Source organism: Mesorhizobium sp. B283B1A (assembly GCF_020165735.1).
In the GTDB taxonomy this organism is placed as follows: Bacteria; Pseudomonadota; Alphaproteobacteria; order Rhizobiales; family Rhizobiaceae; genus Mesorhizobium; species Mesorhizobium opportunistum.
Genome location: NZ_JAIUIQ010000009.1, coordinates 54,296 through 69,067, shown reverse-complemented (window position 1 = coordinate 69,067; position 14,772 = coordinate 54,296). Strand labels below are relative to the sequence as shown.

Genomic DNA, 14,772 nt, shown 5'->3' with positions numbered 1-14,772 from the left:
GAGAACCAAAGAGACAGGCATAACAATTTTCTCTTACGGGAACGACGTAGCAGAGCCACCATTCGAGCGCAGGCTCGTCGGTAAGGCCGAGGCAAAAAATATCGTTCACATTCTGGAGTCCGTGCGTTCGGAAGCTACCGTGGGTTCAGAGTGGCCTGAACCAAAGTAGGGGTCGGCAATCAGCTGAGCTCGTTCGTTTGGAGCGATTGGGTTCAGCTCTACCCCAGCAGGAAACCCAGCGTAATTGCGAGCTGGGCGGCGTAATACAGCACCCACACCGCCAAGCGCATCCAGGCGCGATGCGGCGAGATCGCGGCGACCAGGAACTTTTCCGTGGCGAGCAGAGCATCCGATGCCATGAACAGCACGGCGCCGCCGATTACCCAGGCGCTGCTCGTCGTCAGCGCCGACATGCCCATCGCCAGGATCGCCACGACATAGATAGCGATCGGAATGCGCAGGCCTGGGCCGACCCGGCGCCAGAGCGCGGCAAACGTGATGATCACGAACACCGCCATCGCCAGCGCGATCGCGCCGCGCCAGGATTCGGCGCCGAGAACGCCCAATCCGTCGCCACTGCGCAGGAACAACGCGACATAGACGATGTGGGCGATGAGAAAGCTCGCCAGCCCGCCCAGAAACGCCTTCTCGCCGTCGCGCGACAGGAAGGCGTCGCCGACGGCGCTGAGCGCAAGGGCGGCCACCAGCAACAGCGGGCCGCCTTGCAACACCGAAAGCACGGCGAGCATCGCCACGGCGAGCGTCTTTGCCGCCGAGCGGGCAAGGCTTAGCGGCATGCCGAGCGTGAAAGCGTAGATGACCGCCGCCACCAGCGAGAAGATCAGCGTCGCATTGGCATTGGCGTCGATGCCGCCGGCAAACGGCATCGTCATGCCCGGGCTCCGGTTTCGGATGCGCGGGCTCCGGTTTCGGATGCCCCGGCCTCGCTTTGGCCTGCTGCCGGCTTGCGCAGGAACAGCGATTTTGCCGCCAGTGCTGCCCCGCCGGTGATGAGCATGCAAGCGGCCAGGATGCGCAGCGACGGTTCGGCGACGCCGGCCGCGATCAGCACCAGCGTCGACAGCAGCGGCGCCGCATAGCTCGCGGCGCCCAGCACCTGGATGTTGCCGCGCTTGACGCCAATGTCCCAGGCGTAGAAGGCGGCGCCTACCGGCATCAGGCCAAGCCCGAGCACGGCGAGCCACTGGCCGGCACCGTCAGGCAGCACCGTTTGTTCCAGCAGCAGATGGCAGGCGAGCGACAACACAGCCGTTGCCGCGCAGAACCAGGTGACGATCGAGGTCGGCACTGAAGGAAAGCGCCGCGACAGCAGCGAATAGGACGACCACAAGAAGGCGCAGACGGCGGCCATGGCGTAGCCGAAGGCGTAGCGCGCGTCGAAGGCCAGCCCGCCGCCCTTGGTGACGATCAGCACCGTACCGGCAAGGCCAAGCAGCGCGCCGACGACATGGTTCCACGCCAGTTTTTCGCCCGGCATCAGCGCCGAACCGAGCACGATCAGCAGTGGCCAGAGATAGGCGATCAGGCTCGCCTCGACGGCAGGCGCGTTGCGCAGCGCGGTGAAGTAGAAGAAATGGTAGCCGAACAGGCCGGCAATGCCGATCAGCCAGACCTGTGGTGGTATTTTCTGGCTTTTATCCGAGGCCGGCATGAAAAGGCGCGCGACAAGCCCAACCCCAGTGCCGATCGAGAAGGTGATCGCCGACAACAGGAACGGCGGCACCTTTCCGGACGAGTCCGTGAGCAACGCCAAAAGCGCCCACATGGCGACCGCCGAAAAGCCGATCAGTGTTGCGCGCCCCATTCCGTCTCCAGTGGCGCGCCTCATTCTGTCGCCAGTGGCGGGCCTGGTCTATTGCACTGCTTCGAAACGTCCGGCGCTGATGGTCAAGGTGCCGATCTGCGTGCCGACCGTGGCATGGATCGGCGCATATACCCCGGTTTGGCCGAGCGGCGCAAACGTCACCATCATGCGGCTTTTGTTCTTGAGATAATTGAGTGCCTTGCGGCCCTTGCGATAGCCCGCCACCGGCTCGAAGCCCATCCGGCAAGTGACGGTGTCGCCCTTGTAGCCCGGCACCGATATCGTGCCTTTCGAATCGTAGGTCAGCGTCAAGTCGGCACGCATCTCGCCATCGTAGAACTTGACCTTGCGGCCGCAGACCTGGTCGAGACTTTCGGCATGGATGACGGTCGCCGCCATCGGATCGAGCACCGACGCCAGGTCGCCGGCGCCGATCGGCACCCAGGCCTTCGGGTCGCGCTTGCCAGGCGCCGGGACGACCTGCGTCGAGGTCACGTTGCCATTGGCGAAGCGAATGTCGATCGCCGATGCCTTCTTGCCCGAAGTGTAGTCGGCGCGGAACGCCTCCGGCACCATCTTCTGGCCCGAAATCGTGCCCTTGGACGAGATCGTGCCGCGCGTATCGTCGAACAGTTTGGCCAGGCCAGCGGCCGAAACGCTGCCTTCGATCGCGTAGGCGCCATTCTCGTAGTGGCTCGCGAAGGTTGATCTCGCGATCGAGAGACCAAGGAACGACACGGTGTACTCGCCCTTGAAGGACTGCGGCGAGGCCGCCGATGCGGCGGAGGGCAAGGCGATGGCAAGCACGGCAACAAATGCACGAGACGAACGAGGCATGGCGGGATCGGATCCTTGATTTTCGGCCGGAGGCGGGCAACTCCGGTCTGGCATGTCCCTATGAGACCGCTTATAGGGTGAATTCCGGCCTTAATATGAAATGCCGGGCGCTTCCGTGGGGAAGCCGGAGCTTGACGCCCCGGTGAAATGCAACTATGGAACGCCAACTTTTTCCATAAGGCCGCCTGACCAGAACCGCGCGCCACCCGGCGTGGGCACAAAGGTTTGGCAGGTCCCGAGAGAACTGAAGGTTAGAACCATGTCCCGCACCTGCGAACTCACTGCCAAGGCAGTCCAGACCGGCAACAATGTGAGCCACGCCAACAACAAGACCAAGCGTCGCTTCCTGCCGAACCTCGTCAATGTGACGCTGATCTCGGAAGCGCTGAACCAGAACGTGCGCCTGCGCATCTCGGCCAACGCGCTGCGTTCGGTCGAACATCGCGGTGGTCTCGATGCTTTCCTCGCCAAGGCCGACGTCAAGGAACTGTCGCAGCGTGCGCGCCTGCTGAAGAAGCAGATCGCCAAGAAGCTGGCCGAGCAGGTCGCTGCCTGACATCGTTTAAAGGCGGGGGACAACCGCCCTGACCAACCTCTTGTTGGTCTCCGGTCAACATCTTGTTGGTCTCTGGCCAACCCCTTTTTGGCCTCTGGGGCATCGGATAGAAGCCGCAAGGTTTGACAATCCGATGCTCGAATACGAGCGAGCATAATGCTCCGCTGGTTCCATTACCCAGGATAAAAAAATGACTTCATTTTCGCGGTATTTGCCCTTCGTGGCCGCCATGGCGCTTGTCGTCGTGGCATCGAACATTCTCGTGCAGTTCCCGATGCAGGGCCAGATCGGCAGCCTGTCGCTGGCCGACCTTTTGACCTGGGGCGCTTTCACCTACCCCTTCTCCTTCCTGGTCACCGACCTCGCCAACCGCCGCTATGGCCCCGCCGTGGCGCGTCGGATCGTCTTTGTCGGCTTCATGACAGCGGTGGTCTGCTCGATCGTCGTTCCGCCCTTCCTGTTCCGTCATGGCCTGATCGAATTCGAGACCGCCGCCGACCGGCTGGTGCGCATCGCGGCGGCTTCCGGGGCGGCATTCCTCTCCGCGCAATTGCTCGACGTCACCGTGTTCAACCGTTTGCGTCGGCAGAGCTGGTGGCGGGCGCCGATCGTCGGCACGCTGGTCGGCTCCGTGTTCGACACCATGGTCTTCTTCACCGTCGCATTCTCCGCCGCTTTCGCCTTCGCTGGCCCCAATGACGGTTTTGCCCTCGAAACGGCGCCGCTGTTGGGTGTTTTCCATGTCGACGCGATGCGCTGGGTTTCCTGGGCGCTGGGCGACCTCTCGGTGAAGCTGATCATTGCCGTGGTGGCACTCATCCCCTACCGGCTGCTCGCTGCCCGCTGGAGCCAGCCGGCGGTCGCGGCTTAAACCATGATCCCGAAAAGTGGCCTCCGGTTTTCCGAAAAGATCGTGGTCAGACAAGGCCCATGATCCCCTGGGTCCAGCTCGATTCGGCAAAGACCGGGGATGGCGCGCAGGAGCTTCGCCTCAAGCGGCGCGGTTCCGAATTCTCGATCATGCTCGGCACCAACGAGCTGATGAACAGCCGCCTCAGCGGCTCCGAGGAAGCGCTGGCCAGGCTTTCCTGCCGGAAGATTGCCCGCCATCGCCAACCGAGGGTCCTCATTGGCGGGCTTGGCATGGGTTTTACCCTGCGCGCCGCTCTCGCCGAATTGGGCAGTGACGCCGGTATCGTCGTCGCGGAACTGGTGCCGGCGGTGGTCGCCTGGGCACGTGGCCCGATGGCGGAAGTGTTTGGCGGCTGTCTCGACGATCCCCGGGTCACGGTCCAGGAGACCGATGTCGGAGATCCGATACGGTCCGAGCCCTCCCGCTGGGACGCCATCCTGCTCGATGTCGACAATGGCCCCGAAGGCATCGTCCACAAGCGCAACGATGCGCTCTACAGCCTGACAGGCCTCAAGGCCGCACGCACGGCGCTGAAGCCTGGCGGCGTGCTGGCGGTGTGGTCGCAAGGTCCGGACAGCGGCTTCACGCGGCGGCTGAAGCAGGCTGGCTTCGTCGTCGAAGAGGTCGCCACGCGCGCCAACGGCAAGCGCGGCGCGCGTCACGTCATCTGGATCGCCACCAACGGCTCGCGATCCTGATCGGACGCCGTCGTAACTCTGTTGATGAACAGTCGACCCCCACTCAGTCGAGCTTCGCTCGACGGAGTGGGGGAAGGCGCCCGACGTGGGGGAAGGCGCCCGACCAAATCGAATTCCACCGAAGATCGAACCCGCCGTTGAAACCGTCAACGTCAATCCTCGTGGAGAATAAATTCCAGATAGAGGTTGCGCTGCAGGATCGAGTGGTTGTCGTCGGAGATCAGCGACACCATCAGCGCGCCGTCGTCGCGGGTCCAGACGTCGAGCCCTTCCATATTGTCGATCTGGTAGCCCATGTCGGCTTCCAGCAGCACCGGCCCGTCGGCGATGGCGCCCTTTTCGACGCTTTCGCCATAGATACGCCGCAGCCGCATCTTGAGGCCGCCTGCCATCGAGAAGCTGCGCTCCAGGAGCAGCAGGTCGCCATCCGGCAGGAACGCACCGTCGGTGATGTCGAAATCACCGTTGCGCTTGACGGTGAACACGCCCTTGTGCGGCCCTTCGATGATGGCGGCATAGATATTGCCTGATTTGTCGAGGCTCTTCTCCGACACCACCACCAGCCCGCCCTCATGCTGGCCATTGGCATTGGCATGGGTGACGGTCTCGAAACCGCGATTCTGGCGCAACTCCCAGGCTGGTATGAGGAAATCCAGCTGCTTGAACGGCGCCTTCATGTCACTCGGGTCGATCTTGAACTGGGCGATGCGATGGTTGCGTTCGAAGCCGACCGTGGCGATGCCGTCCTTGACGTCGAGCCCTTCGGCGTCGACCATCCATTTCTCGTCGATCGGCTGGCCGTTTTCATCGACCATCTGCTGCATGCGGAAATTCTGGATGCCGGACGGCCGCTTGTCGGCGTCGCGAACCACCGTGCCGAAGAACCAGAAGCCCGTGTCGGCCACCCCTATGAAATCGCCGCCCGCCTTCACGAAGCGGAAGGCCGACAACGCACCGAAATCGCGCGTCGGCGAGGTCATCTCCAGGCCGCCGACGAATTCGAGCGGGCCGAACTGCTTGTCGGCGCGACCGATATGAAACCGGGTGATCGGGCGGGCCGAGATCTCGACCGGCTCGACGGAGCTGGAGCGGGCCGGACCGGCGGGCGCCGAATCGATGCCGGCGAACAGGGCGATGGCAGCGAAAAGCGTCCGTCGAAAACCGCCCCGCGAAAGGATCATCCGGCGCGCCGCATGCCGCCACGCCGCGTGTCGCGCGCGCTTTCCTCGGCAAACAGCGAGGCCAATTGCTCGGTCATGGCGCCGGCCAGTTCCTCGGCATCGACGATGGTGACGGCGCGCCGATAATAGCGCGTGACGTCATGGCCGATGCCGATGGCCAAGAGTTCGACCGGCGAGCGCGTCTCGATCAGTTCGATGACGGCGCGCAGATGGCGTTCCAGATAGTTGCCCGGATTGACCGACAGCGTCGAATCGTCGACCGGCGCGCCGTCCGAGATCATCATCAGGATCTTGCGCTGCTCTGGCCGGGCGATCAGGCGGTTGTGTGCCCACAGCAGCGCCTCGCCGTCGATGTTTTCCTTGAGCAGGCCTTCGCGCATCATCAGGCCGAGATTGCGCCGTGCCCGCCGCCACGGATGGTCGGCGGATTTGTAGATGATGTGGCGCAAATCGTTGAGACGTCCGGGGTTCGGCGGCTTGCCGTCCTTCAGCCACTTCTCGCGCGCCTGCCCGCCCTTCCACGCCCGCGTGGTGAAGCCGAGGATCTCGACCGAGACGCCGCAGCGTTCCAGCGTGCGCGCCAGGATGTCGGCGCAGGTGGCGGCGACCGTGATCGGCCGGCCGCGCATCGAGCCGGAATTGTCGAGCACCAGCGTCACCACCGTGTCGCGGAATTTGGTGTCGCGCTCCTGCTTGAAGGACAGCGGCTGCATCGGGTCGATGACAACGCGCACCAGGCGGGCCGGGTCGAGGTAGCCCTCTTCCAGGTCGAAATCCCAGGACCGGTTCTGCTGCGCCATCAGCCGGCGCTGCAGCCGGTTGGCGAGCCGCCCGACGACGCCGGACAGATTGGCAAGCTGCTTGTCGAGGAAGGCGCGCAGCCGGTCGAGTTCTTCCTCTTCGCAAAGCTCCTCGGCGCCGACCGTCTCGTCGAAAGCGGTGGTGAAGACCTTGTAGTCGATTTCCTTCGGCAGGTTGGTGAAGGGATTGTCGTTGCGGCGCGCCTCGCCGGGCGTCTCGGCATCGGCATCGTCGTCGTCGGAGAGATCGTCGGCGGTGGCGTCGGACGCTTCCGTCTCCGACGACTGCTCATCGTCTGCCGAAGCCTCGGCATCCTCGGACTGCGACTGCTCGGAGCCGGAATCCTCTTCGCCGCCCTCCTCGCTCTGCTCCTCGCCTTGCGGCTGGTTGTCGTCATTGTCCTCGGAGTCTTCCGTCTCCTGGTCGTCGCCGAGTTCCTCGGCCATCTCCATGGAGGCGAGCATCTCGCGCACGACCCGGGCGAAGGCCTGCTGGTCGTCGAGCTTGGCCGAAAGCCCGTCGAGATCGGCTTTGGCCTTTTCCTCGACCCAGGGGCGCCAGAGCTCGACCAGCCGCTCGCCGCTCTTCGGGATCGACCGGCCGGTCAGCTTCTCGCGCACCATCAGCGCCAGCGCTTCCTCGATCGGTGCGTCGGCCTTGTCCTTGACGTCGATGAGGTTGGCCTTGGCGTATTTGTCCTCCAGCATCGAGCCGATATTGTCGGCGACGCCTTGCATGGCGCGGCTGCCGATCGCCTCGACGCGGGCCTGCTCGACCGCGTCATAGATGGCGCGGGCCGCCTTGCCCTCCGGCGCCAGCTTGGTGTGGATGCGCTGATCGTGGCAGGCGCGCTTCAGCGCCATGGAATCGCCGAGGCCGCGGGTAATCGCAATGTCGGTCTTCGACGCCTTCTTCGGCAGTTCGGGCAGTCTCGCGCGGCTGCCGGCGAGCGCCGGCCTGTCCTTGGCGAAGCCGACTTCCATTTCCTTGTCGCCGGCAATGGCGCGCATGCAGACGGTGACGGCGCGCTTGAAGCTGTCGGCTTCAGAACCCGTCTTCGACTTGTTGCGCGTGTTGTCGCCCGGACCCGCCATCGAGACTCTGCTTAGCCCAGCACCACGTTGGCGGCGCTCTCCGGCAGATCCTCGCCGAAGGCGCGCTGGTAGAACTCGGCCACCACCGAACGCTCCAGTTCGTCGCACTTGTTGAGGAAGGTCAGCCGGAACGCCATGCCGATATTGCCGAAGATCTCGGCATTCTCGGCCCAGGTGATGACGGTACGCGGGCTCATCACGGTCGACAGGTCGCCGTTGATGAAGGCAGAGCGCGTCATGTCGGCGACGCGCACCATCTTGTTGACGATGTCCTTGCCCTTGCCGTCGCGATAGTGCTTGGCCTTGGCCAGCACGATGTTCACTTCATTGTCGTGCGGCAGATAGTTCAGCGTGGTGACGATCGACCAGCGGTCCATCTGCGCCTGGTTGATCTGCTGCGTGCCGTGATAGAGGCCGGTGGTGTCGCCGAGACCCACGGTGTTGGCGGTCGAAAACAGCCGGAATGCCGGATGCGGACGGATGACCCGGCTCTGGTCGAGCAGCGTCAGGCGGCCCGACGATTCCAGGACGCGCTGGATGACGAACATCACGTCCGGACGGCCGGCGTCATATTCGTCGAAGCAGAGCGCGACATTGTGCTGGTAGGCCCATGGCAGGATGCCGTCGCGGAATTCGGTGATCTGCAACCCGTCCTTGACGACGATGGCGTCCTTGCCGACCAGGTCGATACGGCTGACATGGCTGTCGAGGTTGACGCGCACGCAGGGCCAGTTGAGCCGGGCGGCGACCTGTTCGATATGGGTCGACTTGCCGGTGCCGTGATAGCCCGAGACCATGACGCGGCGGTTGTAGGCGAAGCCGGCAAGGATAGCCAAAGTGGTCGCCTTGTCGAACAGATAGTCCGGATCGATATCCGGCACATGTTCGCTGGTTACCGAATAGGCCGGCACCACCATCTTGGAGTCGAAGCCGAACTTGTCCTTCACCGAGACCGTCGTGTCGGGCAGGTTGGCGATGTCGCGATCGACCTTGTTCATATCTCTCAACGTCTCCACGGGCGAAACGTCCCGTTTCGCCGGCAATCGATTTTGTTCGGGGGCGGTCTTAAAGCCTTTTCCACCCTTATGAAAGTTGGAAAACGACACAAACCGTAGGGTCGCTCAGCACAGGCCCGCCTGTTTGAGCACGCGATAGGCCTGCAGCACATCGCGGAACCGGTCTTCCGAACCTCTGTCGCCGCCATTCGCATCCGGATGGTGACGCTTCACCAGTTCCTTATAGCGCGCCTTGATATCCTTGCCAGTCGCCTTTGTATCAAGGCCAAGCGTTTCCAGCGCCTTGGCCTCAAGCGGCTTGGCCTTGCGCTCGCGCGCCTCGCGCGGATCCTTCGGCCCCTTGAACAGGTCGAACGGGTCGCGCATGCGGTTGTAATAGCCAGCGCGGCCGGAGCGCATCTGCGCCATGTCGGGCGACGACCGTGTCGAGGCGCCGTTGACGCCCATCTTCCAGGTCGGCCGGTGGCCGGTCATGGCTTCCTTCTGGAAGCGCGCCACCTCGGTGTCCGGCACGCCGGAGAAGTAGTTGAAGCCCTTGTTGTACTCGCGCACATGGTCAAAGCAGAAGCGGAAATACTCGCCCTCCTTCATGCGCCCGACCGGCGCGCGATGAGTGCCCGCCTCCTTGCAGCCGTCCCACTGGCAAATCGGCGAATGCGACTTCAGCTCCGCGTCCTTGTCGGGGCGGACGCGAATCTTCTCGAAATATTTGGGATACGGCTTCATCTTACCCATTTATGGGGCGTTCGCAGATGCGAAACAAGAATTGACATTTTCGCGATCATCGCCCTAACCGCTGAATCGCGGCATAAAGCAGGCGAATGGCGGATTTTGTTGCGCGGTAGCGACCCCCGTATGAACCGGTTTGCGGTTTTCACGCTGGCGTGCCGGCCATATGTGGTGAACGGAGACGACTATGTCCATACAGGCGACCATGGAAGACAAGCTCAACAAGGCATTTTCGCCGGAGCGGCTGGTGATCATCAACGAAAGCCATCTCCATGCCGGCCACCATCATCACGGCTCCGACCATCACGGCACCTACGACGGCACCGGCGAGACGCATTTTCGCGTCCGTGTCGTCTCGTCCGCCTTTGCCGGCATGAACCGCATCGACCGCCACCGCGCCGTCAACGAACTGCTCGCCGACGAGTTGAGGGCCGGCGTGCACGCGCTGGCGATCGAACCGGCGGCTCCCGGCGAAAAGACGCGCTGGTAGGTCAGCAGCCCTGTAACGGGCGCTCAGAGCACCGCTTCGATGAGGAACGGCCCGCGTCGCGACAAGGCCCCATCCAGCAGCGCATCAAACTGTTCGCAGGTCTCGGCGCGCGCGGCCTCCACGCCCATGCCCCTGGCGAGCGACACCCAGTCCAGCGACGGATGGTCGAGGTCGAGCATGCGCCTGGCGTTTTCGCCGATCGCCCCGACGCCGACATTCTTCATCTCGCCATGCAGGATGGCGTAGGTGCGGTTGGAAAAGACGATCGTCACCACATCGAGATTTTCCCGGGCCTGCGTCCACAGCCCTTGCACCGTGTACATGCCGCTGCCATCGGCCTCCAGATTGATCACCTTGCGGTCGGGACAGGCGATCGCCGCCCCGGTCGCCATCGGAATGCCGCCGCCGATCGCCCCGCCTGTGCCCATCATGTAGTCGTGCGGTGCGGCAAAGGCCGACAGCGCGAAGAAACGCCGCGCCGAGGTGACCGCTTCATCGCAGACGATCGCATTGTCGGGCAGCTTGCGCGCCACCGACAGCGCGATGGCATCGTCCGTCAGTCCGCCGTTCGGCGTTGCTTCGTCCGGGAAAGCCGTCGCCGATATCGTCTGCTGCGATGGCTTGATGCCGAGTTCCTCGCGAAGCGCCTCCAGAGCCGCGTGCAGATCCTGGCCATGGGCTGCGAGCGTCAGCACCTGACAGTCTTCGCGGACCAGCCGTCCGGGTTTTCCCGGATAGGCGAAGAACGCGACCGGCTCCTTGCCGCCGACCAGCACCAGGACGTCGATGTCCTTGAGCAGCGCCGTCGCCGCATCGACAGGATAGGGGATGCGGGTCGGCGCCACGCGTCCGCGTCCGCGCTGCAGCCGCGCGATCAGGACCTCGCTGAACAGACGGACACCGCCTGCGGCGGATATCTGGCCGGCGATGTCGAGTGCATCGGCGCGCGCGGCGCGCCCGCGCACGATCATGCCGACGCGGCCCGGTTTGGCCCGGACCGCTGCCGCCACCGCGCGCACGGCGTCCTTGTCGACGGGTGGTGGTGGCGAGAGAACAACTTTGCCTGGCGCGGCCGGGTTGGCACCACCCCAAGCGGCATCGGCCGGCAGGATCAGCGTGGTGACGCCGGGCGGCGTGAGCGAAGCGCGGAACGCCGCCTCCGTGGCGGGTTGTACATCGGCTGGTCCCGAGATGCGGCGGACCCAATTGGACATCGGTGCCGCGAGGCCCTCGATGTCGCTGGTCAGCGGCGCATCAAGCGGCAAATGGTAGGAGGCATGGTCGCCGACGATGTTGATCATCGGGCTCAGCGCACGCCGGGCATTGTGCATGTTGGCCAGCCCATTGGCCAGACCGGGCCCAGTGTGCAGCAAAGTCGCGGCAGGACGGTCGGTCATGCGCGCATAGCCGTCGGCGGCACCGGTCACCACGCCTTCGAACAGGCCGAGCACGCAACGCATCCGCGGTTTGCGGTCAAGCGCGGCGACGAAATGCATTTCGGATGTGCCGGGATTGGCGAAACAGACCGTCACGTCATTGGCCAAAAGCACATCGCACAGGACATCGGCGCCATTCATGCAATTTTTCTCCCCATTCACGAACACAAATAGCACTCGCCGATGGCCGCACGGCAATATCCCGCCGTCGCTTTTGGTCTGATCCAGTGCAGCTGACGCCTGCCCTTCGTTAAGGTGAGATCAGCCGACCGTCGACTTCAGGAATGCCAGCGCGGCGACAGTCAGCGCGTCGCCGTTCTCGCCGAAATCGCGATTGATCGACGTATGCGTATAGGCGCTGCCGTCGAACAGCGTGACCTTGGTACCGGTGGCGCGCAAGCGCTCGGCAAAGGCTTTCGACTCCTCGCCGCGACCTTGGGCACGAGAATAGGCGATGAAGGTCGGCGGATGGTTGCGGCCCTCGACATAGTTGGCCGGCGACAGTGCCGCCCATTGCGATGGATCGGAAAACACCCGGGCATAGGCCCGCACCATGCCGCCATTTTTCTCAAGCCTGGCGAGATCATAGGCCCTGGTATCGTCGAGAAGCAGCCCGGCGACGCCTGGCAGCCCGCCGCGCATTCCCGTCAGCGCAATCAGATGGCAGCCGGCCGAATGCCCCATGCCGACGATGCGCCTGGGATCGCCGCCATGCCCGGCAATGCTGGCCCTGACATAGGCATAGGCCTTTTCGACATCGCTGGCCTGGGTGGCGACATCCGCCTGCGGCAGCATGCGATAATCGATGGAAACGAAACAGAACCCATTGGCGAGCAGGAAAGCCGGCTTTGCACCTACCTGGCTGCGTTTGCCGAACTGCCAGGCCCCGCCATGGACGAAAAACACCACCGGCAGGTTTTTCGCGCCATCCGGCGCGTAGATGTCGAGCTTGGCCGGGCCGTAATCGAAGGTCGTTGGCACGAGTTGGGGCTCGCACAAACCCGCCGACACGCGCAGTGGCAGCAGCGCCGCCATCGAAGCCAGAACAAAGCTTCGTCGATCGATCATCGTGCTCCCAACACCATCAACATAATCCGCAAACGTCCAAACGCGCGGGGCGGCATCCCGGTTTCATGACCAGATACGCATACTCGCCTTGATGTGAAGGGAACAACAATGCGTCCCGGCAGTTGAATAGGTGACGAGCCGTCCGGCAGCCAAAACGGCTCTGAGGGCAAGCATCATGCGCGAGAATCAGTCCGACATCTTCGATCTGTTTTCGGAGATTTATGCCAATGCGGCTCAGGAAGAGATCAGCCTCCAGCAATATCTCCTGGCCTGCCGCGAAGACAAGTCGATGTATGCCTCCGCTCCCGAGCGGATGGTCGAGGCAATCGGCGAGCCGAACCTGGTCGACACCAGCAAGGATGAACGGCTCGGCCGCATTTTTTCGAACCGCACCGTCAAGGTCTATCCGTCCTTCTCCGAGTTCTACGGGATGGAGGATACGATCGAGCGCATCGCCGGATATTTCCGCTATGCCTCCCAGGGATTGGAGGAGCGCAAGCAGATCCTATATCTTCTCGGCCCCGTCGGCGGCGGCAAATCCTCTCTTGCCGAACGGCTGAAGAAACTGATGGAGGAACGGCCGATCTACACGCTGAAGGTCGGCAGCCAGATCAGTCCGATTTTCGAATCGCCGCTCGGCCTTTTCAATCCCGACCGCATGGGCGACCTGCTGGAAGACAAATACGGGATAGCCCGGCGCCGTCTCAACGGACTTATCTCGCCCTGGGCGGCCAAGCGGCTCGATGAGCTGTCCGGCGATATTTCCAAGTTCAGTGTCGTCAAGCTGATGCCGTCGCGGCTGCGCCAGATCGCCATCGCCAAGACAGAGCCCGGCGACGAGAACAACCAGGACGTCTCGGCCTTGGTCGGCAAGGTCGACATCAGGCAATTGGAAAATTTCAGCCAGTCCGATCCGGACGCCTATTCCTACAGCGGCGGCCTGAACCGGACCACGCAAGGCCTGCTCGAATTCGTCGAGATGTTCAAGGCGCCCATCAAGGTCCTGCACCCGCTGCTCACGGCGACCCAGGAAGGCAGCTACAATGGCACCGAGAATTTCGGCGCCTTCCCTTATCAAGGCATCATCATTGCCCATTCCAACGAATCGGAGTGGCAGCAGTTCAAGAACAACAAAAACAACGAGGCCTTTCTGGACCGCATCCTCGTGGTCAAGGTGCCATATTGCCTGCGGATCACCGAAGAGAGACATATTTACGAGAAATTGCTGCGCGAGAGCGAACTGGCCGGCAGCCCCTGCGCACCTGAAGTGCTGGACATTCTCAGCCGGTTCACCGTCTCGACTCGCCTTGCCGAGCACGACAATTCGCCGCTCTATACCAAGATGCGCGCCTATGACGGTGAAAACCTCAAGGAGGTCGATCCCAGGGCCAAGTCCGTTCAGGAGTATCGCGACGCAGCTGGCGTCGACGAGGGCATGACCGGCGTAAGCACGCGCTTCGCCTTCAAAATACTGTCCCAGACGTTCAACTACGACACCAACGAGGTCGCGGCGGACCCCGTGCATCTGATGTACATCCTGGAAGAGGCGATCAAGCGCGAGCAGTTCCCGAAGGAAACGGAAGCCGCCTATCTCGAATTCATCAAGTCGGAACTCGCGACCCGCTATGCCGAGTTCATCGGCCACGAAATCCAGAAGGCCTATCTGGAGTCGTACAGCGAATATGGCCAGAACCTTTTCGACCGCTACATCGCCTATGCCGATGCCTGGATCGAGGATCAGGACTACAAGGACCCCGATACCGGCCAGATCCTCGACCGCGAGATCCTGGACAAGGAACTGTCGCAGGTCGAAAAGCCGGCCGGCATCGCCAATCCCAAGGATTTTCGCAACGAAGTGGTCAAATTCACCTTGCGCGCCCGGGCGCGCAACCATGGCCGCAATCCGTCATGGACCAGCTATGAGAAGCTGCGTGAAGTGATCGAGAAGCGGATGTTCGGACAGGTTGAAGACCTCCTGCCGGTGATCAGTTTCGGCTCCAAACAGGACAGCGTCACGGAAAAACGCCACAATGAATTCGTGCAGCGCATGGTGCAACGCGGCTACACCGAGCGGCAGGTGCGCCGGCTTGTCGACTGGTACATGCGTGTGAACAAGGCGGGTTGAGGC

At 63.0% G+C, this 14,772-nt stretch carries 14 protein-coding genes; 5 read left to right on the top strand and 9 right to left on the bottom strand.

The features are described 5' to 3' along the window. Window positions 1–218: 218 nt before the first annotated feature. The 3 genes from LB577_RS09750 to LB577_RS09740 are packed head-to-tail and all read right to left on the bottom strand — an operon-like array spanning window position 219 to window position 2,662. A complete protein-coding gene (locus LB577_RS09750) occupies window positions 219–893 on the bottom strand; it encodes a lysoplasmalogenase (protein ID WP_224686548.1) in 675 nt (224 codons plus the stop codon). Continuing rightward, window positions 890–1,825, bottom strand: a complete 936-nt coding sequence (locus LB577_RS09745) for a DMT family transporter (RefSeq protein ID WP_224686547.1) — start codon at window positions 1,823–1,825, stop codon at window positions 890–892. Before LB577_RS09745 ends, LB577_RS09750 begins: the two co-directional genes overlap by 4 nt. Before the next feature lie 48 nt (window positions 1,826–1,873). After that, window positions 1,874–2,662, bottom strand: coding sequence for a DUF3108 domain-containing protein (locus LB577_RS09740; protein ID WP_224686546.1), 789 nt, complete (start codon window positions 2,660–2,662; stop codon window positions 1,874–1,876). Between the two features lie 259 nt (window positions 2,663–2,921). Between LB577_RS09740 and rpmB the strand changes: the two genes are divergently transcribed. The 3 genes from rpmB (at window position 2,922) to LB577_RS09725 (ending at window position 4,829) form a co-directional block, all read left to right on the top strand. Further along, on the top strand, window positions 2,922–3,218 hold the full coding sequence (gene rpmB / locus LB577_RS09735) for a 50S ribosomal protein L28 (protein WP_010911765.1): 297 nt from the start codon (window positions 2,922–2,924) through the stop codon (window positions 3,216–3,218). Window positions 3,219–3,408: 190 nt separating this feature from the next. Continuing rightward, entirely contained in the window at window positions 3,409–4,089 is a 681-nt protein-coding gene (locus LB577_RS09730; protein WP_224686545.1) for a queuosine precursor transporter, read from the top strand. Window positions 4,090–4,148: 59 nt separating this feature from the next. Continuing rightward, entirely contained in the window at window positions 4,149–4,829 is a 681-nt protein-coding gene (locus LB577_RS09725; protein ID WP_224686544.1) for a spermidine synthase, read from the top strand. Window positions 4,830–4,981: 152 nt separating this feature from the next. Here LB577_RS09725 and LB577_RS09720 read toward each other — a convergent pair whose 3' ends face one another. The 4 genes from LB577_RS09720 to LB577_RS09705 form a co-directional block, all read right to left on the bottom strand. After that, window positions 4,982–6,010: an esterase-like activity of phytase family protein gene (locus LB577_RS09720; protein ID WP_224686543.1), complete on the bottom strand. Its 1,029-nt coding sequence runs from the start codon at window positions 6,008–6,010 to the stop codon at window positions 4,982–4,984. Then, window positions 6,007–7,905: a cobaltochelatase subunit CobT gene (gene cobT / locus LB577_RS09715; RefSeq protein ID WP_224686542.1), complete on the bottom strand. Its 1,899-nt coding sequence runs from the start codon at window positions 7,903–7,905 to the stop codon at window positions 6,007–6,009. The genes LB577_RS09720 and cobT overlap by 4 nt, the downstream gene beginning before the upstream one ends. Window positions 7,906–7,916: 11 nt before the next feature. Continuing rightward, a complete protein-coding gene (cobS, locus tag LB577_RS09710) occupies window positions 7,917–8,903 on the bottom strand; it encodes a cobaltochelatase subunit CobS (RefSeq protein ID WP_023763848.1) in 987 nt (328 codons plus the stop codon). Between the two features lie 123 nt (window positions 8,904–9,026). Beyond that, a complete protein-coding gene (locus tag LB577_RS09705; protein ID WP_032927598.1) occupies window positions 9,027–9,656 on the bottom strand; it encodes a J domain-containing protein in 630 nt (209 codons plus the stop codon). A 181-nt stretch (window positions 9,657–9,837) separates the two neighbouring features. Between LB577_RS09705 and LB577_RS09700 the strand changes: the two genes are divergently transcribed. Then, window positions 9,838–10,140, top strand: coding sequence for a BolA family protein (locus LB577_RS09700; RefSeq protein ID WP_224686541.1), 303 nt, complete (start codon window positions 9,838–9,840; stop codon window positions 10,138–10,140). A 23-nt stretch (window positions 10,141–10,163) separates the two neighbouring features. Here the strand turns inward: LB577_RS09700 and LB577_RS09695 are convergent, their stop codons facing one another. Together LB577_RS09695 and LB577_RS09690 are read right to left on the bottom strand one after the other, a co-directional pair. Then, entirely contained in the window at window positions 10,164–11,717 is a 1,554-nt protein-coding gene (locus LB577_RS09695) for an acetolactate synthase large subunit (protein WP_224686540.1), read from the bottom strand. Window positions 11,718–11,837: 120 nt separating this feature from the next. Beyond that, window positions 11,838–12,644, bottom strand: a complete 807-nt coding sequence (locus tag LB577_RS09690) for an alpha/beta hydrolase (RefSeq protein ID WP_224686539.1) — start codon at window positions 12,642–12,644, stop codon at window positions 11,838–11,840. A 175-nt stretch (window positions 12,645–12,819) separates the two neighbouring features. Here LB577_RS09690 and LB577_RS09685 point away from each other — a divergent pair, with 175 nt between their 5' ends. Further along, a complete protein-coding gene (locus LB577_RS09685) occupies window positions 12,820–14,769 on the top strand; it encodes a PrkA family serine protein kinase (RefSeq protein ID WP_023763843.1) in 1,950 nt (649 codons plus the stop codon). Window positions 14,770–14,772 lie beyond the last annotated feature (3 nt).